At 66.8% G+C, this 22,939-nt stretch carries 21 protein-coding genes; 17 read left to right on the top strand and 4 right to left on the bottom strand.

Going from position 1 to position 22,939, the window contains the following annotated elements; translation table 11 throughout:
* Positions 1–472: 472 nt before the first annotated feature.
* The 3 genes from def to ACLMAL_RS24690 all read left to right on the top strand — a co-directional run bounded on the left by def (position 473) and on the right by ACLMAL_RS24690 (position 4,073).
* Complete coding sequence (gene def, locus ACLMAL_RS24700; protein ID WP_412001250.1) at positions 473–1,036, top strand: peptide deformylase; 564 nt, start codon at positions 473–475, stop codon at positions 1,034–1,036.
* Positions 1,036–1,959 carry a methionyl-tRNA formyltransferase gene (gene fmt, locus ACLMAL_RS24695; RefSeq protein WP_412001249.1) on the top strand — a complete coding sequence of 308 codons (924 nt, stop codon included), beginning with the start codon at positions 1,036–1,038 and terminating at the stop codon, positions 1,957–1,959. The genes def and fmt overlap by 1 nt, the downstream gene beginning before the upstream one ends.
* Before the next feature lie 602 nt (positions 1,960–2,561).
* Complete coding sequence (locus ACLMAL_RS24690) at positions 2,562–4,073, top strand: RsmB/NOP family class I SAM-dependent RNA methyltransferase (protein WP_412001248.1); 1,512 nt, start codon at positions 2,562–2,564, stop codon at positions 4,071–4,073.
* 604 nt (positions 4,074–4,677) lie between these two features.
* Here the strand turns inward: ACLMAL_RS24690 and ACLMAL_RS24685 are convergent.
* On the bottom strand, positions 4,678–5,550 hold the full coding sequence (locus ACLMAL_RS24685; RefSeq protein WP_412001256.1) for an RNA polymerase sigma factor SigF: 873 nt from the start codon (positions 5,548–5,550) through the stop codon (positions 4,678–4,680).
* A 68-nt stretch (positions 5,551–5,618) separates the two neighbouring features.
* The gene (locus ACLMAL_RS24680; RefSeq protein ID WP_328403027.1) at positions 5,619–6,041 is read right to left on the bottom strand and encodes an ATP-binding protein; all 423 of its coding nucleotides are present in this window, start codon (positions 6,039–6,041) and stop codon (positions 5,619–5,621) included.
* Between the two features lie 96 nt (positions 6,042–6,137).
* On the opposite strand from ACLMAL_RS24680, the gene rpe reads away from it, so the two are divergent.
* Positions 6,138–6,794: a ribulose-phosphate 3-epimerase gene (gene rpe / locus ACLMAL_RS24675; RefSeq protein WP_328413168.1), complete on the top strand. Its 657-nt coding sequence runs from the start codon at positions 6,138–6,140 to the stop codon at positions 6,792–6,794.
* 34 nt (positions 6,795–6,828) lie between these two features.
* Here rpe and ACLMAL_RS24670 read toward each other — a convergent pair whose 3' ends face one another.
* A complete protein-coding gene (locus ACLMAL_RS24670) occupies positions 6,829–7,299 on the bottom strand; it encodes a hypothetical protein (RefSeq protein ID WP_412001247.1) in 471 nt (156 codons plus the stop codon).
* A 601-nt stretch (positions 7,300–7,900) separates the two neighbouring features.
* On the opposite strand from ACLMAL_RS24670, the gene ACLMAL_RS24665 reads away from it, so the two are divergent.
* From ACLMAL_RS24665 to ACLMAL_RS24650, 4 genes are all read left to right on the top strand, one after another.
* Positions 7,901–8,524 carry a riboflavin synthase gene (locus ACLMAL_RS24665; RefSeq protein ID WP_328403022.1) on the top strand — a complete coding sequence of 208 codons (624 nt, stop codon included), beginning with the start codon at positions 7,901–7,903 and terminating at the stop codon, positions 8,522–8,524.
* Between the two features lie 84 nt (positions 8,525–8,608).
* Positions 8,609–9,853 (top strand): bifunctional 3,4-dihydroxy-2-butanone-4-phosphate synthase/GTP cyclohydrolase II, encoded by a 1,245-nt coding sequence (locus tag ACLMAL_RS24660; RefSeq protein ID WP_328403020.1) that lies wholly within the window; start codon positions 8,609–8,611, stop codon positions 9,851–9,853.
* Between the two features lie 37 nt (positions 9,854–9,890).
* Positions 9,891–10,370 (top strand): 6,7-dimethyl-8-ribityllumazine synthase, encoded by a 480-nt coding sequence (ribH, locus tag ACLMAL_RS24655; RefSeq protein WP_412001246.1) that lies wholly within the window; start codon positions 9,891–9,893, stop codon positions 10,368–10,370.
* Between the two features lie 4 nt (positions 10,371–10,374).
* Entirely contained in the window at positions 10,375–10,902 is a 528-nt protein-coding gene (locus ACLMAL_RS24650) for a PH domain-containing protein (protein WP_412001245.1), read from the top strand.
* A gap of 213 nt (positions 10,903–11,115) precedes the next feature.
* Here ACLMAL_RS24650 and ACLMAL_RS24645 read toward each other — a convergent pair whose 3' ends face one another.
* Positions 11,116–13,062, bottom strand: coding sequence for a gamma-glutamyltransferase family protein (locus ACLMAL_RS24645; protein ID WP_412001244.1), 1,947 nt, complete (start codon positions 13,060–13,062; stop codon positions 11,116–11,118).
* Between the two features lie 97 nt (positions 13,063–13,159).
* Between ACLMAL_RS24645 and ACLMAL_RS24640 the strand changes: the two genes are divergently transcribed.
* The 9 genes from ACLMAL_RS24640 to ACLMAL_RS24600 all read left to right on the top strand — a co-directional run bounded on the left by ACLMAL_RS24640 (position 13,160) and on the right by ACLMAL_RS24600 (position 22,938).
* Entirely contained in the window at positions 13,160–13,846 is a 687-nt protein-coding gene (locus tag ACLMAL_RS24640) for an HAD family hydrolase (protein ID WP_412001243.1), read from the top strand.
* 56 nt (positions 13,847–13,902) lie between these two features.
* A complete protein-coding gene (locus tag ACLMAL_RS24635) occupies positions 13,903–14,463 on the top strand; it encodes a hypothetical protein (protein ID WP_412001242.1) in 561 nt (186 codons plus the stop codon).
* Positions 14,464–14,671: 208 nt separating this feature from the next.
* Positions 14,672–15,172, top strand: coding sequence for a hypothetical protein (locus tag ACLMAL_RS24630; RefSeq protein ID WP_412001241.1), 501 nt, complete (start codon positions 14,672–14,674; stop codon positions 15,170–15,172).
* A gap of 88 nt (positions 15,173–15,260) precedes the next feature.
* Positions 15,261–17,354 carry an excinuclease ABC subunit UvrC gene (uvrC, locus tag ACLMAL_RS24625; protein WP_412001240.1) on the top strand — a complete coding sequence of 698 codons (2,094 nt, stop codon included), beginning with the start codon at positions 15,261–15,263 and terminating at the stop codon, positions 17,352–17,354.
* A 119-nt stretch (positions 17,355–17,473) separates the two neighbouring features.
* A complete protein-coding gene (gene rapZ, locus ACLMAL_RS24620) occupies positions 17,474–18,457 on the top strand; it encodes an RNase adapter RapZ (protein WP_412001239.1) in 984 nt (327 codons plus the stop codon).
* Complete coding sequence (locus tag ACLMAL_RS24615; RefSeq protein WP_328403002.1) at positions 18,454–19,500, top strand: gluconeogenesis factor YvcK family protein; 1,047 nt, start codon at positions 18,454–18,456, stop codon at positions 19,498–19,500. Before rapZ ends, ACLMAL_RS24615 begins: the two co-directional genes overlap by 4 nt.
* Positions 19,491–20,474 carry a DNA-binding protein WhiA gene (whiA, locus tag ACLMAL_RS24610; protein WP_328403000.1) on the top strand — a complete coding sequence of 328 codons (984 nt, stop codon included), beginning with the start codon at positions 19,491–19,493 and terminating at the stop codon, positions 20,472–20,474. Before ACLMAL_RS24615 ends, whiA begins: the two co-directional genes overlap by 10 nt.
* Positions 20,475–20,699: 225 nt before the next feature.
* Positions 20,700–21,719: a type I glyceraldehyde-3-phosphate dehydrogenase gene (gene gap / locus ACLMAL_RS24605; RefSeq protein WP_328402998.1), complete on the top strand. Its 1,020-nt coding sequence runs from the start codon at positions 20,700–20,702 to the stop codon at positions 21,717–21,719.
* A gap of 4 nt (positions 21,720–21,723) precedes the next feature.
* Positions 21,724–22,938, top strand: a complete 1,215-nt coding sequence (locus ACLMAL_RS24600) for a phosphoglycerate kinase (RefSeq protein WP_412001238.1) — start codon at positions 21,724–21,726, stop codon at positions 22,936–22,938.
* The last annotated feature ends 1 nt before the right edge of the window (position 22,939 follow it).

Below are 22,939 nucleotides of genomic sequence, written 5' to 3'. Positions count from 1 at the left end.
ACCCGCAGGACACCGCAACCAGCACCCGGCACCACGCTACGACGTGCACATCAAGACGCCCAGCAACCAGAAAGCATCCAAAGCCGCCGGGCCGCGACCACGCCGCACAGGTTAAAACTCAAGCTAGCTCGTGCTTGCGCGCCACCTGGTCTCGTGGATCTGGAGCGTATGTCGATCGGTCCGCCGGAATGGGATTTGGTGCATGCCGCCAACGATGCCCTTGACCTGTATCGCTACGCCGTCACCAGTACAGCGCTACTTTGTGTCGTGAATCGGCAGGTGAGCTGCAGAGATAGGGCGACTCTCGGTCGCCGACCAGGCCTTGCCAGGCGGCCGGGCGGAGGGGTTGACACCCCGCCCGGACCGCACTGGAGTTCTACCAGCTTTCTGCCGATGTGTCGGGGAGGTCAGGAGAATCGGGTCGTCTCACTAGAATGAGACGACCGTGTTCATTCGTTTCCGGGAGCCCGCCGTGACCATTCAGCCCGTTCGCCTCTTCGGCGACCCCATCTTGCGCGCACGTGCGGCGGAGGTCACCGAGTTCGATCGTGAGCTGCGCCAGCTCGTCGCCGACCTCACCGACACCATGCACGACGACGGCGGAGTCGGGATGGCCGCGCCGCAGATCGGCGTCGGCCTGCGGGTGTTCGTCTACGACACCGGCGACGCCGCGGGCCATCTGGTGAACCCGACATATGTGGTGGACGGCGAGGAAGAACAGGTCGGGCCGGAAGGGTGCCTGTCGATTCCCGGTGTGCGCTATGACACGCGGCGGGCGCTGCGGGTGCGCGCGTCCGGGTTCGATATGGACGGCGCGCCGATCGAGTTCGCGGCCGAGGGACTGCTTGCGCGGTGCGTGCAGCACGAGACCGATCACTTGGACGGTGTGCTGTTCCTGGACCGACTGGATCCGGCCGCGCGCAAGGAGGCAATGCGCACCATCCGCGAATCCGATTGGTTCACAGCGGGTATCACCGTGCGCAGTTCGCGCGCGCTCGGGGCCGGCCAGGCCGGTCCGTTCGGACGTGGTCGCTGATGCGCATCGTCTTCGCGGGCACACCCGAACCGGCGGTGCCGTCGCTGCAGCGATTCATCGATTCGTCGCGCCATGAGGTGGTTGCGGTGCTGACCCGCCCCGACGCGGTCGCCGGACGTGGGCGCAAGGTGACCAGGTCGCCGGTCGGCCGGTTGGCCGACGAGCACGGCATCCCGGTGCTGACCCCGCGCCGCCCGGCCGAGCCGGAATTCATCGAGCAGCTCACCGCGCTCGCGCCCGACTGTTGTCCGGTGGTCGCGTATGGTGCGCTGCTGCCGCAGCAGGTGCTCGATATTCCGCGGTTCGGCTGGATCAACCTGCACTTCTCGCTGCTGCCTGCCTGGCGCGGTGCGGCGCCGGTGCAGGCGGCGATCGACGCCGGTGACGAGATCACCGGCGCATCCACCTTCCAGATCGAGGCGGGCTTGGACACCGGACCGATCTTCGGTGTCGTTACCGAGAAGATTGCGGTGACCGACACGGCGGGAGCGCTGCTCGAGCGGCTCGCGGCTAGCGGCGCGCACCTGCTGGAGACCACCCTCGACGGTGTGGAAGACGGCACGCTGCAGGCCGTTTCGCAGCCGACCGACGGTGTCTCCTATGCCCCCAAGGTGGCCGTCGAGGCTGGGCGCATCCGCTGGGACATGCCCGCGCTCGCCATCAGCAGGCGGATCCGCGCGGTTACCCCGGCCCCCGGCGCGTTCACCGAGATCGGTGGCGCCCGCGTGAAACTCGGACCGGTCGAAATGGTCGAGGAAGTGCTGCCGCCGCGAACGATCGATGTTCGCAAGTCCGGCGTTTTCGTGGGCACCGCCACCACCGCGGTCCGCCTGAATCAGGTCCAGCCGCAAGGCAAACGAATGATGGCGGCGCTCGACTGGGCCCGCGGTGCGCGCCTGCAGCTGGGCGCGGTGGTCGAATGAACGCCCATGATGACCAATTGAAAGGACAGGCCGACGCGCGTCGGGCCGGATCGGCACCGGTGAAAAACGGTGCACAACGAAAGGATTCGGCCTTGCGCGACGACTCGGCACGCGGCGGAGACTCGACACAACAGAATCGTGGCGGCGACCGGCAGGCGCCGCCGTCGAAAGGCGCGGGCCGCAGCGGTTCCTCGGGAGCCCGCGACACCGGTGCCACGCCACGAGGGCAGCGCGGCGGTCAAGGCAGCAAGTCCGGTGCCGGGAACGCAACCGGCAAACGCGGCGAGGCCGCACGCGGCGATCAGAGCCGCTCCGGCGATGCACGTCGAGTGCAGCGCGGTCAGGGCCAAGGCGCGGCGACCGGTCAGTCTGAACGGGGGTCCCGGGATGCCGGGGACCGCCGCGGGGCTGCACAGGGAACTCGAGGCGGGCGTAGCGGCTCGGCGCAGGGGCGAGATGCAGGTGGTACGGGCCGCGGATCGTGGAGCGCTGCTGGGCAGCGCAAGGCTGCGTCGCCGCGTGGGCAGGGTGACCCCGTTCGGCGATCGGACGAGCGGCCTCGGAAGACAGGGGCGGCGCAGTCGGGTGATGATCGGGGCACGGTGCGGGGCGCCAGGTCGACGAGTGGTGACCGGGGTGCGGTCAAGGCTGGCGCAGCGGCAAGCGGTCGGGCGCGAGGCGGTGCCGATCGGTCCGGGCGCCCAGCGTCGAAAAGTGCTGCACGGCAGAAGGACTCGAATGCTTCGCGGGCCGGTCGGGACGAACGCGCTTGGGCCGGTTCGGTCGACGCGGTCCGGCTCGTGGCGCTCGATGTGCTGCGCGCGGTTCGGGAACGCGACGCCTATGCAAACCTCGTGCTGCCCGCTCTGCTTCGGCAGCGCGAGATCTCCGGTCGGGATGCTGCGCTGGCCACCGAGCTCGCCTACGGCACCTGCCGGTCGCGGGGGCTGCTGGATGCGGTGATCGCCGATGGTGCGGGACGGCCGATCGACGAGATCGACGGTCCGCTGCTGGATGTGTTGCGGCTCGGTGTGTATCAGCTGCTGCGCACCAGGATCGGGGCCCATGCGGCGGTGGACACCTCGGTGGCGCTGGCGCGTGCCGAATTCGGTGCGGGCAAGGCGGGATTCGTCAACGCGGTGCTGCGCAGAGCAGGCGAGAAGTCCGTCGACGAGTGGGTCGACGCGCTCGCGCCGCGGGATCCGATCGGCCGGTTGGCCTTCGAGTTCGCGCATCCGACGTGGATTGCGCAGGCGTTCGCCGATGCCCTCGGCGCGCAGGCGGGCGAGCTGCGAGAGGTCTTGGCCGCCGACGACGCTCGCCCGATCGTGCATCTGGTCGCGCGCCCCGGTGAGATCACCGCGGAGGAATTGGCATTGGTGACCGGTGGTGAGGAGGGCCGGTGGTCGCCTTATGCGGTGTACCTCGAAGGCGGCGATCCCGGAAAACTGGAGCCGGTGCGCGAGGGCATGGCGGCTGTGCAGGACGAGGGTAGCCAACTGGTAGCACTCGCACTCGCCCGCGCACCGCTGGACGGCCCCGACAACGGCCGCTGGCTAGACCTCTGCGCAGGCCCAGGCGGTAAGGCGGCGCTGCTCGGTGCGCTTGCCGGCATCGACGGCCACCGCATCGACGCAATCGAGCCTGCGGAGCACCGCGCCGAACTCGTCCGCAAGGCCGTGTACAACCTGCCCGTCGACGTGCACGTCGCCGACGGTCGCAGCAGCGGCCTAGCCCCCGGTTACGACCGCATCCTGGTCGACGCACCGTGCACCGGCCTCGGCGCGCTCCGACGCAGGCCGGAAGCCCGCTGGCGTCGTACTCCGTCCGATGTGGCCGACCTGGTCGTCCTGCAACGCGAATTGCTCGCTGCCGCATGGGAACTCGTGCGTCCCGGCGGCGTCGTGGTCTACTCCACCTGCTCCCCGCACCTGCAGGAGACCGTCGCCATTGTCGCCGACGCCGTCCGCCGCACCGGAGCAACCCAACTGGACGCCCGCGACCTCCTCCCCGGCGTCACCGGCATCGGCGATGGCCCCGCCGCGCAACTGTGGCCGCACCGCCATGGCACCGATGCGATGTTCCTCGCGGCACTGCGCAAACCGGTGGAGTAGTTGCCTACCGAGTCACGAGCAGCCGTGTCGCTGCCCGACGGCCGGGGCGGCAGCGAGTTCGTCGGATCGGGTTGAGGCACGGCGAGCTCGTGATCCGGTCGGTATCAGTCTGGGTATCGGTACGGCCGCTCGCCAGCTGGTCGTCGGTCCGCAGACAGCGAGTTTGTACCTGGTGTCGGCGGATTTGTCTGCCGGCTGGTCGGCGGTTCGCCATCGGCGGGTAGCAGTGGTCCGGGCGTCGAGTTCGTCGGTCGGGCGGGAAGCGCGCAGTTGGGATCGGGTCGCGTCCTGCGGTGGGGCAGTCAGCGATTGATCCGTGGCCTCTTGGCGGGCCGGGTAGTAAGTTCGGTCGATTGGCGCTGGCAGCGAGTTCGTCAGCAGACCGAAAAGATCGTTCAGGTGGCTGATTCATGCGGCGCGACCCACAGTCGGGGTCCGTACATGAGTCGATCACCGCGTCGGGTCGCGCCCCGCGGCGGCCTGGCCACGAGTTCCTCTGTTGGCCGTGTCGTCGACGATGTCGCGCACACTGACGGGTTGTGACAGACCTCCCTCATGTGGATCGACTCTTGGCCACCCGGGCCGTACACCCGACTCGGCGCGTTCAGTCCTGTGCGGACTGCTCACGGAGCCGGGCAAGGGTTTTCGCCAGAATACGGGAGACGTGCATCTGCGAAATGCCCATGCGCTGAGCGATCTGCGTCTGGGTCATCGACTCGAAGAACCGCATGGTGAGGATACGGCGTTCGCGTTCCGGCAGACCGGCGAGCAGCGGGCGGATGGCGACGTATTCCTCCACCCGGTCGAACTGGGATTCCTCCTCGCCGAGGGTGTCCAGCAGCGAGGCCTCGGTGTCGCGACCGAGTGAGGCGGCGTCGATGGAGCTCGGCTGGTAGGCGTTGCCGGCGATGACGGCCTGGGTCACCTCGTCGGGATCCACGTCGAGTTCCGCCGCGATCTCTTTCGCGGTGGGGGAGCGGCCCAACGATTGGGACAGCGAATCGATGGCCGCGCCGATGCGCAGGTGTGTTTCCTTGACACGGCGCGGCACACGCATCGCCCAGGTGTTGTCACGGAAATAGCGCCGGACCTCGCCCATGATGGTCGGCACGGCAAAAGACAGGAAGTTCGAGCCGCGCGAGATATCGAAACGGTCGACCGCGTGTACCAAACCAACCCTGGCGACCTGGGTGAGATCGTCGAACGGCTCACCGCGTCCGCTGAATTTTCGGGCGATGTGGTCGGCGAGCGGGATACAGCGGCCGATCAATTCGGCCCGCAGCGCGGTGTGTCTCGCGGTGCCTGGTGTGCTTGCGGAGAGTTGTTCGAAGAGTGCGGCGACGTCGTCGTACCCTCCGCTCGACCCGGCCTCTTCGAGCGTCTCGGCCACCTCGGCGGAATCCTCCGCCTGAGCCGGTTCGACCTCGTCCTCCTCTCTTTCGTCAACCCCTGACACCACGGTTTCGTCCGACACCATGTTTTCGTCCGACAAAGCGCTCTCGTCCGACTCGGCGCGTTTGTCCGACACGGCGTTTTCGTCCGCCACTACGCCTTCCCCCGGACCCGACGGAACTCCACCGTCGTCGGATATCCGGAGACGGCCGCATCGTACGAATCCTGTGTTGCCTCCACCACATCGGTGAGCGTGCGCAGCACATGCCACCCGAAGCTGCGCTGATCGGGTAGCCCCTCGCTGCCCGCCACACCGCTGACCCGCACCAGCAACTCGGTCTCACCCACGGTGAACCGGCAATGCAGGCTGGTGTCCGGCGCCGCGACCGCGATGAGCGTCGAGCACACCTCGTCCACCGCGAGCCTGATGTCGGCCACCTCGTCCAGGGTGAAATCGCTGAGCAAGACGAGGGTTTCGGCGAGCCCACGCACAATGGGTAGCTGTGTCACCGACGCAGCTACCCGAATCTCCACCGGGGTGCTGTAAAGCCCCTGTTCCGCCGAAATGTTGATCACCCTATGCAGGCTACCCACTCCCGGCCGAGGCAACCCTCACTACCGTTAGACTGCCGCGTTGTGTCCTCTTCGACGTTTTTGCGCCCGGCCGCGCCGATGATCGCCCCATCCATCCTCTCCGCGGACTTCGCGCACCTCGCCGACGAGGTCAAAGCTGTGGAGGGCGCTGACTGGTTGCATGTCGATGTGATGGACGCGCACTTCGTGCCGAACCTGACACTCGGGCTGCCCGTGGTGCAGAGCCTGTTGAAGGTGACCGATATTCCGCTGGACTGCCATCTGATGATCGATGACCCGGGCCGCTGGGCGCCGCCGTATGCCGAGGCGGGTGCGCACAATGTCACTTTCCACGCCGAGGCGACCGACGATCCGATTGCGGTGGCCCGCGACATTCGGGCGGCGGGTGCGAAGGCCGGACTCTCAGTGAAGCCGAACACGCCGATCGAGCCGTACCTGGAGATCCTGCGCGAGTTCGACACTCTGCTGGTGATGAGCGTGGAACCCGGTTTCGGCGGACAGTCCTTCATCGCGCACGTGTTGGAGAAGGCACGGATCGTGCGCAGGCTTGTCGACGCGGGTGAGCTGCGGCTGATCGTAGAGATCGACGGCGGCATCAACAACGACACGATCGAGGCGGCGGCGGAGGCTGGAATCGACTGCTTCGTCGCCGGATCCGCCGTGTACAACACGGCCGATCCCGGAGCCACGGTGGCCGCGCTGCGGCAGCGTGCCGCCGCGCTGCGCGTCCAGTAGCCCGGGATTCGGGTCCAACGGGGCCCGAATATCTTTACAACGCGCGAACTTTCATAGCACCGAGGGTGCGGGTCGCTTCGACGACCGCGCTCAGCGGCGGCAGTGTTGTTGCGTTCTCCGGCGGCTGTATCCAGGTCCGGTAGCCGGTGCGTTCGTCGTCCGGCGACGGCAGCACGACCTGGCTTCCGGTGCAGGCGACGGTGGCATAAAGCCGGAACAGTTCGGCGGACACGGCGGTGGTGAGGGTGTCGGGCCGGGCGGGTCCGGTAATGAAGGTCCACCGCCGCGCGCGCGGATGATGGACAACCGGCGCGGCGATCTGGGCCTGGGTGAGCTCGTGCTGGACCCGTTCGCCGAGCTCCGCGGGCATCGTGATGGCACCGTAGTGCGTGCCTATGTGCAGTAATATGCGGCGCGACGTCGGATCGATTGATGCCGGCATGTGAAATTCGCGCCGATACTGCACGCAGCGAACTTCCAGCGTCGAATCGAGAAGAGTGGTCACGCAACACCCCCAAGTGTGTCGAACCTGATTTGACCCATCGTGCTGTCTATTTGACCCACGGCGCTGTCTGTCTTCCTCGAGTGGTGGACTTCCCTGGATCGAACTCCCCGGGGCTGCAACGGACCTCGGGTCGAACCGCTCCGCACTGAACTGCTCGGGTCGAAGTTGAACATCAGGAATCAGCTACATAACAATATTGCATCCAATTTTGTTCCCGCGCAAGCATTCGGTGTAACCCGTGTTTCGGCGGGGTACCCAGCAAAATCCCACATTACGAGCCGCGAGTGAAATTCTTCCGCACGGTATCGGAAATATGAATTGATATTGATCGCCGACCGGTAAACGGCGATATTTCCTTATGCTCGGTCACGATTCGGCTGTGAACAATAATTGACGTTGTGTTCGGCGCGATTCGACCAGCCCGGCGGTCTGGTTCCTGCGCCGGCTGCGGAGTCAGGGTTTCGCCCGGCCACTGGATGGAACCGTGCTGGTTGCTCGCCGACACCCGTCGTTAGGCTGGTCTGGCACCGACCGACGGGAATAGCGGCCTGGCCCGAGCTGTTCCGCAACCGGTAGAAACGACGCGACAGGGAGTCAAGGCATGTTCACAGGCATCGTCGAGGAGCTCGGCGAGATCGTCGCCACCGAGCGGTTGGCCGACGCCGCTCGACTGACGATCAAGGGCAAGCTGGTGACCTCCGACGCCGGACACGGAGATTCGATCGCCGTGAACGGGGTGTGCCTGACCGTGGTCGATGTGATCGACGGCGACTCGTTCACCGTCGACGTGATGCAGGAGACGTTGAACCGCTCCAGCATCGGCGGCCTAGGCGCCGGCTCCCGGGTCAACCTGGAACGCGCGGCTGCGCTCGACAGCAGGCTCGGCGGACACCTCGTGCAGGGTCACGTCGACGGCACCGGCACCGTGCTCTCCCGCACGCCCTCGGAGAACTGGGAGGTCGTGCGGATCTCGCTGCCCGACGCGATTGCCCGCTATGTCGTGGAAAAGGGTTCGATCACCGTCGACGGCATCTCGCTGACGGTCTCCGGCCTCGGCCTTTCGGAGGAACCAGCGGTCGACGGCAATCGCGACTGGTTCGAGGTTTCGCTCATCCCGACCACCCTCACGATGACCAATCTCGGCGCCGCGACGGTGGGCACCACGGTCAATCTGGAAGTGGACGTGATCGCCAAGTACGTCGAGCGGCTCCAGCAACGCGGCTGACCGGTCGCATATGCGCCGCCGGGAACATACGGCGGACGCCGTAATGTTAGGGACGCACCCTTTTCGAGATGGAGCACAGCAGACGTGACCAGGTTCGACACCATCGAGCGCGCAGTCGCCGATATCGCCGCCGGTAAGGCGGTCGTCGTCGTGGACGACGAGGATCGCGAGAACGAGGGCGACCTCATCTTCGCGGCGGAGAAGGCGACCCCCGAGTTGGTGGCCTTCATGATTCGCTACACCTCTGGTTACATCTGCGTGCCGCTGACCGGTGACGACTGCGATCGGCTCGGCCTGCCGCCGATGTACGCGCTGAACCAGGACAAGCACGGCACCGCCTACACCGTGTCGGTCGACGCCCGCGAGGGCATCACCACCGGCATCTCCGGCGCGGACCGCGCGACCACCATGCGCCTGCTCGCCGCCGCGGAAACCAAGGCCGACGACTTCACCAGGCCCGGCCACGTGGTGCCGCTGCGTGCCAAGGACGGCGGCGTGCTGCGTCGGCCCGGCCACACCGAGGCCGCGGTGGACCTGTCCCGGATGGCGGGCCTGCGTCCTGCCGGTGTGATCTGCGAGATCGTCAGCCAGAAGGACGAGGGCCACATGGCCCGCACCGAGGAGTTGCGCGTCTTCGCCGACGAGCACAACCTGGCGCTGATCTCGATCGCCGACATGATCGCCTGGCGTCGCAAGCACGAGAAGCATGTGGTGCGGGTCGCCGAGGCGCGGATCCCTACGGCGCACGGCGAATTCAAGGCTGTCGGCTACCAGAGCATCTACGACGAGGTGGAGCATGTCGCGCTGGTGCGCGGCGACATCTCCGATGGCGAGGACGTGCTGGTGCGGGTGCATTCAGAATGCCTCACCGGTGACGTGTTCGGCTCGCTGCGCTGCGACTGCGGTCCGCAGCTCGATGCCGCGCTGGAGATGGTGGCCCAGGAGGGTCGCGGGGTGGTGCTGTACATGCGCGGGCACGAGGGCCGCGGCATCGGTCTGATGCACAAGCTGCAGGCCTACCAGCTGCAGGACTCCGGTCACGACACCGTCGATGCGAACCTGGAGCTCGGATTGCCCGCGGATGCGCGCGATTACGGCACCGGCGCGCAGATCCTGGTCGACCTCGGCATCCGCTCGATGCGGCTGCTCACCAACAATCCGGCCAAGCGCGTCGGCTTGGACGGCTACGGGCTGAAGATCACCGACCGGGTCCCGATGCCGTTGCGCGCCAACGCGGAAAACCTGCGGTATCTGCGGACCAAGCGGGACCGGATGGGCCACGACCTGATCGGCCTCGACGAGCTCGACCTCGGTGAGACAGCACAGTAATGCACACAGTCGACGAGATCCGGAAGGGCGGACTTCGATGAGCGGTACCGGCGTACCGACATTCGCGCTGGAGGATGCCAAGGAGCTCAAGCTCGGCATCGTCGCGTCGCGTTGGCACACGCAGATCTGCGACACGCTGGTCGCGAACGCGGAACGGGTGGCGAAAGAAGCCGGCGTCTCGCAGGTGACGGTGGTCCGGTGCGCGGGTGCGATGGAGCTGCCGGTGGTCGCACAGGAGCTGGCCCGCACGCATGACGCGGTCGTCGCGCTCGGTGTGGTGATCCGTGGTGGCACACCGCATTTCGAGTACGTCTGTGATGCGGTGACCGCCGGTCTGACCCGGGTTTCGCTGGATGCGGGCAAGCCCGTCGCCAACGGTGTGCTGACCACCAACGACGAGGAACAGGCCCTGGACAGGGCTGGGCTTCCCGGATCTGCCGAGAACAAGGGTGAACAGGCCGCCGCGGCAGCGCTCGACGCCGCGCTGACCCTGCGCACCCTGCGTCGGTCCGCGTAGACCGATGCCAGTCGTCCGGATCTGGCGAAGGAAGCCCGGCACCGGGGCGGGCGCGCCCGCCGATTCGGCTGCGGGACAGGGTGACACCCCGGAGTGGGAGCTCGAAGTGCGCCCGCGTCGGGCGGTTCGCACCGCCTGGATCGTCGCGGTGCTGCTCGCCGCGTTCTTCATCGCGGGCGGCATCTGGTTACGCACCGGCTCGACCGGCGTCAACTTCCGCCCGGCCGACCAGTTGGCGATGATGGGCATCGGCCTGCTCGCGGCCGCCGCGGTGCTGTTGCTGACCAGGCCCCGGCTGCGCGCCGGTGCGCGCGGCGTCGCGGTCCGAAACATCCTCGGCGACACGGTGTTCCCCTGGGAGCACATCCGTGGTGTCTCCTTCCAGGACCGAAAGTCCTGGGCCCGCCTCGAACTGATCGACGATGACTATGTCCCGCTGCTCGCCATCCGCTCCAATGACAAAGAGCACGCGGCCCGTGCCCTGGATCGGCTCCGCGAGCTCGGCATGAAGTACACCACCACCGCCGAATAGCACTGCCCACCACCTCAACTCGCCATCCTGCCGGTCGGCCGTGTTCGGTAAATGACACATCGTTGCGGCAAACCGAGTGAGCGCTCCTCCACGGTGTGCTACTCGTCGGCAGGAATCCAGGGGAAGGTGGGTGGCCGATTCGTGGGTGGCCTGTGATGGCACCGAAGGCTGGTGTCCGAGCGGGGATGATATCCCGGCTCGGACACCAGGCGGTCAGTGCGTGTCGCCGAGAACAGCGCCTTCGCGGCGGGGGTCCGCGCCGCCGATCCAGCCATTCGTCCCGTCGCGCTGCAGGGCGCTCAGGCCACTGATCTGCGGAGCGATCGAGACCTGGTGGCCGAGCTCACGGAGCCGGAGCACCAGCGGGTCGTGATCGCCGTTGTCGGTGGCGTTGATGGCAGGGTGTTCGCCGCCGACATTGGTCGACGGGGTGTTGGCCGTGCCGAAGTCGACGCCCGAGACCGCCTGCTGTGGGTCGAGGCCCCAATCCAGCACCCCGATGAGGGACTTCAGCACGAACTGGATGATCACCGAACCACCGGGGGAGCCGACCACCTGGGTGAGCTCGCCGCGGGTGCCGTCGGCACCGCGATCGAAGACCAGGGTGGGGCTCATCGAACTGCGTGGGCGCTTGTTCGGCTGCACACGGTTGGCCACCGGCGCTCCGTCGGTGCCGAGCGGATCGGCGGAGAAATCGGTGAGCTGGTTATTGAGAACGAATCCGTCGACCAGATGGAAGGAGCCGAACGCGGACTCCACCGTCGTCGTCATCGAGGCGGCATTGCCGTACTTGTCGACCACCGAGATGTGGCTGGTGCCGTGCTCAGGCGGCTGCGGGCCGACGCCGACCGGGACAGGGCCGAAATCGCCCGGCTGCGCGGTGCCCATGCTGTGGCCGGGGTTGATCAACGAGGAACGCTGCTTCAGATAGTCCTTGTTCAGCAGTGTCTGCGGTGAATTGCCGGGCAGCGGAATGAAATCCGTGTCGGCCACGTACTTGTTGCGGTCGGCGTAGGCGAGCCGCTCCGCCTCGGAGACGAGGTGCACCGCCTCGGCCTTCGGTTTGCCACCGTTGTGATCGATATTGTCCGGTCGCAGCGCTGCCAGGTCGAAGTTCTCCAGGATGCCGAGGGTGGCGGCGACGGCGATGCCGCCGGAGGACGGGGCGGGCATTCCACAGATCTCATGGTTGCGGTAGCCGGTGCACAATGCGGTCCGCTTCTTGGGCTGGTACCCGGCCAGGTCGCTGGCGGTGATGAGGCCAGGAGTGCGGCCGCCCGTCGTCGAAGCGGCCGCGTCGACGATGTCGCGGGCAATGGCGCCGGTGTAGAACGCTTGCGCACCCTCAGAAGCGATGGCGCCCAACGCCTTCGCCATCGCCGGGTTGGCCAGGTTGGTGCCGGCGGGTTTGGCGGTGCCGTCGGGGTTGAGGAAGTACGCCTTCGAGGCCTCGTCGTTGGCGAGATCCTTGGCCGAATCAGCGATCTGACCCGCGAGCCGCGGGCTGATAGGGAAGCCCTGATCGGCCAACGACACCGCGGAATCGAACAGCTCGCGCCAACCGGTCTTACCGTGTTCGTGATGCGCGAGCTCCAGCATGCGCAGCACACCGGGGACGCCGATGGAGCGGCCGCTTGCGCGGGTGTTCGGTTTGGGTTCGGTCCGGTCGGTATCGCTGATCCAGCGCAGGTAGTTCTCGGTGGCGGCGGCGGGGGCGACCTCGCGCCCGTCGTAGGCGTCGACAGTTTTCGCCGCCGCGTCGTAGTAGAGCATGAACGAGCCGCCGCCGATTCCGGACGACTGCGGTTCGACCAAGCCGAGCACCGTTTGTGCGGTGATCAGTGCGTCGGCCGCAGTGCCCCCATTGTTCAGCACCTTGCAGGCCGCCTCGGTGGCGAGCGGATTCGCCGTCGCCACGGCGTACGAGCTGGTCCGGACCGCAGTCATATTGCTGCGATAACCGGACGCGCTCTCAGGGTTGGTGCTGATGTTCTGTGAGGTGGTGGCACCCGCCGTGGCGGGGGCGGCCGTCATCGGCGTCCCGTTCGGCACACTGGCACATGCCGCGGCCTTGTCGCTGTCGGACGAACAACCTGTCACCAGTCCCACCGTGAGGACCAAGGCCGCGCCGGCCCCGGTCCAGATGTGTCGCACGCGCATTCACGGACTGTATCGCTCTGCCGCCGCCCGCAGCGCAGTTTTCCCCCGCCACTGGGAAGGTCATGAGAGGCCGATCACGGGCCGGCAAGCTGGCTCGGTGACGGTAACGGCGGTGCTCTTCGACTTTTCCGGGACGCTGTTTCGGCTGGAGGATGACGAATCCTGGGCCGATGATCTGGTCGGCGAGGACGGGCAGCCGTTTGATGTGCACGAAACGGCCGAGATCATCCGGCGCATGACCGCCCCTGTCGGTCAGTGCGTGCAGCTCGACGCCGAAGGTCAGATCGCCTGGGAGCAAAGGGATCTGGATCCACGGCAGCACCGAAAGGCCTGCCTCGAGGTGCTGCGGCACTTCGGGGTGCCGACGGTGCGGCAAGCGGAGCGGTTGTACGGCAGGCTCGTCGACCCGATGTCGTGGACGCCGTATCCCGATACCGAGGATGTTCTGAAAACGCTTGCGGCGCAGCGTATTCCGGTCGGCCTGGTCAGCAACATCGCGTTCGATGTGCGTCCTACCTTCGCGGCAAGGGGCTGGGACCGGTTGGTCGACAGCTTCGTACTGTCCTTCGAGGTCGGTTCGGTCAAACCGGATCCACGTATCTTCCGGGCCGCGCTCGAGGAACTCGGGGTGCCCGCTGAGTCGGCGTTGATGGTCGGTGGCAGCGCGGAGGCCGATGGTGGTGCGACTGCCCTCGGGTGTCGCTTCGCCCTCGTCGACCCCTTGCCGACGGTGGAACGTCCAGACGCGCTGCTGCGAGTCCTGGAGCGGTACGAACTCGGCTGATTGCGCCATCGAATCGCGAGCGCCGAGACGGCGCGCAATAGCAGTACCGTTCGATTGTGTCCCGTGTCACAGTGATGAGCGATCGCGTCGTCTGGGCCACCGTGCCGAATTACGGTGCGATCTGCGGGCCCGTCGGGGGTTCGCTGGTTTCCTCGTTGGAATGGGGGAGCGCCGTGTATGCGGACCCTGCTGCGGAGAATCATGCCATCGCGGTGGCCGCCCGAATGCTGGGCGGCATGCCCACGCAGGTCTGCGAGGCGCGTGAAGCCGCATGGGGCATGGCGGTATTCGGGATCGCCTATCCGGCAATCATGGGATCGACCATCGGTGTCGATGCGGCGCGGGCGGCCTCGATTCAATTCGTCTTCGGTTGGATATTGGGGCTCGTCGCCTGCGGATTCGCCGGTCGGTGGCAGTGGACGGGGGTCACCGCGATCGTGTTGGCATTTTTGCAGTGTGCGGTCTGCGTGTGGGCGCGCAGCGATGTCATTCCACCCGTGCTCTGGATTGTGGCGGTTCTCTACTCTGCGGGTGTTTGCGCCGCTGTTGCCTGGTTGCTTCGGCGGCCCGTGGCGCAAGCCTGGTTCGTCGTGGGCGTCTCGCTTCCTGCGCGCTGAGCGGAGAGTTCGCGCGATTATTCGACGTGGAAGGGCACCGGCTCTGGCGTGGGAATATGTCGCGTGGGTCACATCGATCTGCCGACTGAATGTGGTTGTGGCCCTCGTCATAAGCATACTTACTCGATTGTAAGCAGGCCGATCATTCCGATAGCGTCCGATTTGCGCGTCTGTGAGGACGTGGCGCAAAGCTCGATGAGGAGTGATCGTGGTTTCGAATGTTGCTGTCGTGGACGAGCCGAAAATCGTTCCGGCAGTCGGGGATTTGTCCAAGGTCCGCCGAATGGTCGATGCCAGCACCACGGTCCGTCATTTCTTTCGATTCGCCGTCGTCACGTCGAACATGCCCGATGCGGTGCGCAGGGTGCGCCTCGGGGCCGGGTTCCTGGTGGCTTTTACCCTTGGGCATTTCGTGCTCGGTCTGCTCGATAATGTCGAATCCGCAAGTGCTAGTTCGGCCGAGTTCTTTGCCAGCTGGGTGCTCGCCGCCAACGTCTTGATCTTCGGGCTCCGGGAACTCTGGGTTTGGGTGACCGCCGTGATTCTGGCGAGTGTGCAGATCTTCATCGGACTCTTCACGATCATCTCCGGGCTGCCGTCTCAGGTGGGCGTCCTGCCGGTCCTCGCGGTCATCGCAGGCGCTGCCGTGATCGTCGCGCTGCTGTTCCACTCCGCATCGACAGGATGGTTCTTCCGCAAGACGGCCTGATCGGCCCGTGTCTGTCCCGCAGGTTATCGTGCTGCCGGTGAGCGTCGGCCCCGATCGGCCTGTCGGACCCGCTCGATAGGCTTGATGGGTGGCAGATCCAGCGACGTACCGGCCCGCGCCCGGCACGATTCCCGTCGAACCCGGTGTGTACAAGTTCCGGGACTCCTACGGGCGGGTCATCTATGTCGGCAAGGCCAAGAGCCTGCGCAGCAGGCTGAACTCGTACTTCGCCGATGTCGCTTCGCTGCACCCACGGACGCGGCAGATGGTCACCACCGCCGCGAGCGTGGAGTGGACGGTCGTCTCCACCGAGGTCGAAGCGCTGCAGCTGGAATACAACTGGATCAAGGAATTCGATCCGCGCTTCAACGTCCGCTACCGCGACGACAAGTCCTATCCGGTGCTGGCGGTCACGCTCGACGAGGAGTACCCGCGGCTGTTCGTCTATCGCGGCGCGCGCCGCAAGGGCGTGCGGTACTTCGGCCCATACGCGCACGCCTGGGCGATCCGCGAGACCCTCGACCTGCTGCTGCGCGTGTTCCCGGCACGCACCTGCTCCAACGGAGTCTTCAAGCGACACAACCAGATCGGCCGCCCCTGCCTGCTCGGCTACATCGACAAATGCGCGGCGCCGTGCATCGGTAGGGTGAGCGCCGAGGAGCACCGCGACATCGTCGACGACTTCTGCGACTTCCTGGCCGGGCGCACCGACCGCATGGTGCGCCAACTGGAACGCCGCATGCTCGACGCTGCCGAAGAGCTCGATTTCGAGACCGCCGCCCGGCTGCGTGACGATGTCCAGGCACTGCGGAGGGCACTGGAGAAGCAGGCCGTCGTGCTCGGCACCGGCACCGACGCCGACGTGATCGCCTTCGCCACCGACGAATTGGAGGCGGCGGTGCAGATCTTCCACGTCCGCGACGGCCGGGTTCGCGGCCAGCGCGGCTGGGTGGTCGACAAATCCGGCGACGCCATCGACGTACCGGAGGCCGGCGGCGAAATGGCGGCCCTGGTGGAGCAGTTCCTCACCCAGTTCTACGGCGAGCAGGTGGCGCAGGTCGAACAGGGCGAAGACGAGCAGCCCGCGAACGTGGTGCCGCGCGAGGTGCTCGTCCCGCGATTGCCCGCTGACGCCGAGCAGATCCAGGAATGGCTGAGCAGGCTGCGCGGATCGGCGGTGCAGCTGCGGGTGCCGCAGCGCGGGGACAAGAAGGCGCTCGCCGAGACGGTACAGCGCAACGCGATGGAGGCGCTGGCTCAGCACAAGCTCAAGCGCGCAGGCGATCTGACATCGAGATCGCAAGCTCTGCAAGACATTCAGGACGCCCTCGATCTCGACAGTGCGCCGCTGCGCATCGAATGTGTAGATATCAGCCACGTACAGGGCACTGATGTGGTGGCCTCGCTGGTGGTCTTCGAAGACGGTCTGCCGCGCAAGTCCGAGTACCGCCACTATGCGATCAAGGAGGCCGCCGGCGAAGGCCGCTCGGACGACGTCGGCAGCATCGCCGAGGTGACCCGTCGCAGGTTCCTCAAGCTACGCCGCGACCGCGACGCCGCCGAGCGCAGCGAACTGGACGGCCCGCCGGGCGTCGTCGCCGTCGCGGAACACACCGAACTGGAGGTCACCGGGTCGGGCGCGGTCGTCGATGTGGAAACGACGGTCATCGACTTCGAATCCGACGACGCTGAACTCACCTCGCGACCCGGCATCGATCCACGCACCGGACGCCCGAAGAAGTTCGCCTACCCGCCGAACCTCTACGTCGTCGACGGCGGTGCACCCCAGGTCGCCGCCGCGGCCGAGGTGCTCGACGAGCTCGGTATCACCGATGTCGCGGTGATCGGCCTTGCCAAGCGGCTCGAGGAGGTGTGGGTGCCGGGGGAGAGCGACCCGGTGATCATGCCGCGCAACAGTGAGTCGCTGTATCTGCTGCAGCGGGTGCGCGACGAGGCGCACCGATTCGCGATCACCTTCCACCGCAGCAAGCGTTCGCGGCGGATGACCGCCTCCGCTCTCGACTCGGTGCGTGGCCTCGGCGTGGCGCGGCGGACCGCGTTGGTCACCCACTTCGGTTCGGTGGCCAAGTTGAAGGAGGCGACGGTCGAGCAGATCACGGAAGTGCCCGGCATCGGCGTGGCGACTGCCAAAGCGGTGCTCGCAGCGCTTCGAGAGGAGTAGTAAGGAACAGCGTCCTCGGAACCGCCGGAAGTTCCGTGCCGCCTACGTTGTGTGTCTGCGCCCGATACCCGAAACGGTGCGGGATGATCGACAGGCACCTGAAACAGATCCGGTAGGACATGACACGCGTCGAATCGAACAACAGTGCGGGCAGTCCGCGGCCGACCGCTGGGCGGGCCGGCCCGGTGGATGCTGACGTCACGCCGGTCGAGGGGGGGTTGCGGGAGGTCGAGGCCGTCATCGTGACGGGCCTTTCCGGTGCCGGACGTGGCACCGCGGCCCGGGTGCTCGAGGATCTCGGCTGGTACGTCGCGGACAACCTGCCACCCGAGCTGATCGGGCGCATGGTCGAGCTCGGCGCCTCCGCCGATCCGCCGATCCGCAGGCTGGCCCTGGTCATGGACGTGCGAAGCCGATTTTTCACCGGTGATCTCTCCGTCGTCACCGAGCAGTTGCGGGCCCGCGGCGTGCGGACGCGAGTGTTGTTCCTCGAGGCCTCCGACGACGTGTTGATCCGGCGCTTCGGTTTTGCCCGCAGACGTCACCCGCTGCAGAGCGAAAGCACCGATGGCACCCTTTCGGCAGGCATCGCCGCGGAACGGGTCCGCCTCTCCGCTGTGAAAACCGCCGCCGACCTCGTCATCGATACCACCGAGCTGTCGGTCCACCAACTGCATCGCAAGCTGGAGGAGGCCTACGGTGGTGGCGCGCCCACCGCGCTGCAGGTGACCGTGCAATCCTTCGGGTTCAAGTACGGGGTTCCACTGGACGCGGACATGGTGTTGGATGTGCGTTTTCTACCTAATCCACATTGGATACCGGAACTTCGGGAACATTCGGGACAGGAGACCGTGGTCAGCGAGTACGTGCTGTCGCGCCCCGGCGCGGACGATTATCTGCGCACCTGCCACCACCTGGTCGACCTGACGACGAATGGTTACCGCCAAGAGGGGAAGCGATACATGACGGTGGCAGTGGGCTGCACCGGGGGTAAGCACCGCAGCGTGGCAATTGCGGAAGCGCTGGGCGAATTGATGAGCGCGGAGACCGGCGAATCCGCCGATGTCGTGCGGATCGTGCATCGGGATCTGGGGCGCGAATGACCGGGTGGGAATCGAATCCCGCCATCGTTGCTCTGGGTGGCGGGCACGGCCTGTATGCGACGCTGACGGCCGTGCGTCGGCTGACCACGAAGATCTGCGCGGTGGTGACCGTCGCCGACGATGGTGGCTCCTCGGGCCGACTGCGCGCGGAACTAGGCGTACCGCCGCCGGGTGACCTGCGGATGGCGCTTGCCGCGCTTGCCGCCGACAGCGACGACGTCCTGACGCGGACCATCCAGCATCGGTTCGGCGGCACCGGTGCACTGGCCGGACATTCGGTCGGAAACCTGATATTGGCCGGTCTCACCGAGGTGCTCGGTGATCCGGTGGCCGCGCTCGACGAGGTCGCGAAGATGTTGCGGGTCACCGGCAGAGTGCTGCCGATGTCGCCCATCGCGCTCGATATCGAAGCGGATGTCTCTGGGCTGGAAGCAGATCCGCGAGTGAGCCGCTGTATTCGCGGACAGGTTGCCATCGCGACGACACCGGGTAAGGTGCGGCGGGTGCGGCTGATACCGTCGGATCCGCCCGCGAGCCAGGAGGCGACCTCGGCCATCGAGCACGCGGATGTCGTTGTGCTCGGCCCCGGATCGTGGTTCACCAGTGTGATTCCGCACGTGCTCGTGCCCGAACTGCGCGACGCGCTGGTGTACACCAGAGCCAGAAAGGTGCTTGTGCTCAATCTCGCCGCCGAGCCGGGCGAGACGGCGGGGTTCTCCGCCGAACGGCATCTGCATGTATTGTCCCAGCACGCACCGGAATTCGTGGTCGACGAGGTACTGGTCGATTCCGGGTCCGTGCCAGAAGGTCGCGAAAGAGAACATGTGGCCAGGGCTGCCGAACAATTGCGGGCGCGAGTAACCTTCTCCGATGTCGCCGAAGCGGGAACGGACCGGCATCACCCCGGAAAGCTTGCCGCCGCACTGGATCAGCTGATCCGGCAACCTCGGCCACACATGGCAGGGCTTCGAGTCGAGGGACGTCACATGGGTCAGGATGTGCGTTCCGGGTTGGGTGGAAAGGAGCGCGTCTCGTGGCGATGACAGCCGAAGTGAAGGACGAGCTGAGCAGGCTCACGGTCTCGCAGGTGAGTTCTCGCAAGGCGGAACTGTCGGCGCTGCTGCGGTTTGCGGGCGGCCTGCACATCGTCGGCGGGCGGGTGATCGTCGAGGCCGAGGTGGACATGGGTTCCATTGCGCGCAGGTTGCGCAGGGAGATCTTCGAGCTATACGGCTACGGCTCCGATGTGCACGTGCTCGGTGCGGGTGGTCTACGCAAGACCTCGCGCTATGTGGTGCGCGTGTCCAAGGAGGGCGAGGCGCTGGCCAGGCAGACCGGGCTGCTCGACGTGCGGGGGCGTCCGGTGCGCGGCTTGCCGGCCCAGGTGGTCGGCGGCAGCATCGGCGATGCCGAAGCGGCTTGGCGCGGAGCGTTTCTCGCGCACGGCTCGCTCACCGAGCCGGGTCGTTCGTCGGCGCTGGAGGTCAGCTGCCCCGGTCCGGAGGCGGCACTGGCCTTGGTCGGCGCCGCACGGCGGCTCGGCATCACGGCGAAGGCCCGCGAGGTGCGCGGCACCGATCGGGTCGTCGTGCGCGACGGCGAGGCGATCGGCGCGCTGCTGGTCAGGATGGGTGCGCATGACACCAGGCTCACCTGGGAGGAGCGCAGGATGCGCCGCGAGGTGCGTGCCACCGCGAACCGGCTGGCCAACTTCGACGACGCGAACCTGCGCCGCTCGGCTCGCGCCGCGGTCGCCGCCGCGGCCAGAGTGGAGCGCGCGTTGGACATCCTCGGCGACGAAGTGCCCGACCATCTCGCGGCCGCGGGCAAGCTGCGCGTTCAGCATCGCCAGGCGTCGCTGGAGGAGCTCGGCCAGCTGGCCGACCCGCCGATGACGAAAGATGCTGTGGCGGGCCGGATTCGGCGTCTGCTGTCGATGGCCGATCGGCGCGCCAAGGATTTGGGCGTGCCCGACACCGAATCGGCCGTCACCGCCGAACTACTCGACGACGCCTGATTCGACGTTCTACCGCACCCGCCGTCTCGGCGTGGCGGGACTCGTCGGCACTCGCGCTCGCGGGTTGCCGCCGGGTTCCGGCACACGCCGCGGCGGCGGGTGTGTCGTGCTGCGCCGGGTATGCCGAGCGCACAAATCCCAGGTGCGTGTCGGAGAGGTTACGGGCGGGCATTAGTGTGGTTATGGCATCGGAATGAATCCGCTTGAAAGCTGAGGAGCGATAACGTGACTGTCCGGGTAGGCATCAACGGCTTCGGTCGTATCGGACGTAACTTCTTCCGGGCGGTGGAGGCGCAGAAGGCGCTCGGCACCACCGACATCGAGATCGTCGCGGTCAACGACCTCACCGACAACGCGACCCTCGCGACCCTGCTCAAGTACGACTCGATCCTCGGCCGTCTGCCGCAGGACGTCTCGCTGGACGGCGACGACACCATCGTGGTCGGCGAGCAGCGGATCAAGGCACTGGCCATCAAGGAGGGCCCGGCCGCCCTGCCGTGGGGTGACCTGGGCGTCGACGTCGTCGTCGAGTCCACCGGCATCTTCACCGACGCGACCAAGGCCAAGGGCCACATCGCCGCCGGCGCCAAGAAGGTCATCATCTCCGCGCCTGCCAAGGGTGAGGACCTGACCGTCGTCATGGGCGTCAACGACGACAAGTACGACGGCAGCCAGAACATCATCTCCAACGCCTCGTGCACGACCAACTGCCTCGGCCCGCTGGCAAAGGTGCTGAACGACAGCTTCGGCATCGAGCGCGGTCTGATGACCACCATTCACGCCTACACGCAGGACCAGAACCTGCAGGACGGCCCGCACAGCGACCTGCGTCGCGCCCGCGCCGCCGCGCTGAACATCGTGCCCACCGGCACCGGCGCGGCCAAGGCCATCGGCCTGGTGCTCCCCGAGCTCAACGGCAAGCTCGACGGTTACGCGCTGCGTGTTCCGGTCCCGACGGGCTCGGTCACCGACCTCACCGTGAAGCTGACCAAGTCGGCCTCCGTCGACGAGATCAACGCCGCGTACCAGGCGGCCGCCGAAGGTGCGCTGAAGGGCTTCCTGAAGTACAACGTGGACCCGATCGTGTCCAGCGACATCGTCACCGACCCGCACTCCTGCATCTACGATGCGCCGCTGACCAAGGTCATCGACGATCAGGTGAAGGTCGTCGGCTGGTACGACAACGAGTGGGGCTACTCCAACCGCCTCGCCGACCTCATCGGTCTCGTCGGCAAGTCGCTCTGACGCGATGGCAGTCAAGACACTCCAGGATCTCCTGAGCGAGGGTGTCGAGGGTCGGGGCGTGCTCGTGCGCTCCGACCTGAACGTTCCCCTCGACGACAACGGCCAGATCACCGATCCGGGCCGCATCATCGCCTCGGTGCCCACCATCAAAGCGCTGGTCGAGGCCGGCGCCAAGGTGGTTGTCACGGCGCACCTCGGCCGCCCCAAGGGCGAGCCGGATCCGAAGTTCTCGCTGGCTCCGGTCGCGGTGCAGCTGGCGGAGCTGCTCGGCCGCAATGTCCAGCTCGCCGGTGACGTCGTCGGCTACGACGCGCTGTCGCGCTCGGAGGGCCTCACCGACGGTGATGTGCTGCTGCTCGAGAACGTGCGCTTCGATCCGCGTGAGACCAGCAAAGATGACGCCGAGCGGGCCAAGCTCGCCGCGGCGCTGGTCGAGCTGGTCGGCGACGACGGTGCGTTCGTCTCCGACGGTTTCGGTGTTGTGCATCGCAAGCAGGCCTCGGTCTACGACGTCGCGAAGCTGCTTCCGCACTACGCGGGCACGCTGGTCGCCGCCGAGGTCGAGGTGCTCGCGAAGCTGACCGAGAACGCCGAGCGTCCATACGCGGTTGTGCTCGGTGGCTCGAAGGTCTCCGACAAGCTCGCTGTCATCGAGGCGCTCGCGCCGAAGGTCGACACGCTGGTCATCGGTGGCGGTATGTGCTTCACCTTCCTTGCCGCACAAGGACTCCCGGTGGGGGCCTCGCTGCTGCAGGAGGAGATGATCGGTACCTGCAAGGGTCTGCTCGAGCGCTACGCCGATGTGATCCACCTGCCGCGTGACATCGTCGTCGCGAACAAGTTCGCTGCCGACGCGGACTCGAAGGTCGTTGCGGCCCACGAGATTCCGGAGGGTTGGCTGGGTCTGGACATCGGCCCCGAGTCGGTGAGCCGGTTCGCGGCGCTGCTGACCGAGGCGCGCACCGTCTTCTGGAACGGCCCGATGGGCGTGTTCGAATTCGAGAAGTTCGAGGCAGGCACCCGTGGTGTCGCCGAGTCGATCGTGACCGCAACCGGCAAGGGTGCGTTCACTGTTGTCGGCGGCGGTGATTCGGCCGCGGCTGTGCGGGCGCTCGGGCTGCCCGAGGACGGTTTCTCGCATATCTCCACCGGCGGCGGCGCGTCGCTGGAATACCTGGAGGGTAAGGAACTTCCGGGCATCGCGGTTCTGGAGGACTGAC

This window comes from Nocardia sp. CWNU-33, from assembly GCF_046764895.1.
Taxonomy (GTDB): domain Bacteria; phylum Actinomycetota; class Actinomycetes; order Mycobacteriales; family Mycobacteriaceae; genus Nocardia.
Note: the sequence above shows the minus strand (reverse complement) of the source record. Positions and strands in the feature narration are given on the sequence as shown.

Coding starts and splice junctions, on each gene's coding strand:
- ACLMAL_RS24685 (WP_412001256.1), bottom strand. CDS start 5,550: ATGGTGTCGGACGAAACCGTGGTGTCAGGGGTTGACGAAAGAGAGGAG.
- rapZ (WP_412001239.1), top strand. CDS start 17,474: ATGACACGCGTCGAATCGAACAACAGTGCGGGCAGTCCGCGGCCGACC.
- ACLMAL_RS24650 (WP_412001245.1), top strand. CDS start 10,375: ATGCCAGTCGTCCGGATCTGGCGAAGGAAGCCCGGCACCGGGGCGGGC.
- ACLMAL_RS24600 (WP_412001238.1), top strand. CDS start 21,724: ATGGCAGTCAAGACACTCCAGGATCTCCTGAGCGAGGGTGTCGAGGGT.
- ACLMAL_RS24665 (WP_328403022.1), top strand. CDS start 7,901: ATGTTCACAGGCATCGTCGAGGAGCTCGGCGAGATCGTCGCCACCGAG.
- fmt (WP_412001249.1), top strand. CDS start 1,036: ATGCGCATCGTCTTCGCGGGCACACCCGAACCGGCGGTGCCGTCGCTG.
- rpe (WP_328413168.1), top strand. CDS start 6,138: ATGATCGCCCCATCCATCCTCTCCGCGGACTTCGCGCACCTCGCCGAC.
- ribH (WP_412001246.1), top strand. CDS start 9,891: ATGAGCGGTACCGGCGTACCGACATTCGCGCTGGAGGATGCCAAGGAG.
- ACLMAL_RS24615 (WP_328403002.1), top strand. CDS start 18,454: ATGACCGGGTGGGAATCGAATCCCGCCATCGTTGCTCTGGGTGGCGGG.
- ACLMAL_RS24645 (WP_412001244.1), bottom strand. CDS start 13,062: ATGCGCGTGCGACACATCTGGACCGGGGCCGGCGCGGCCTTGGTCCTC.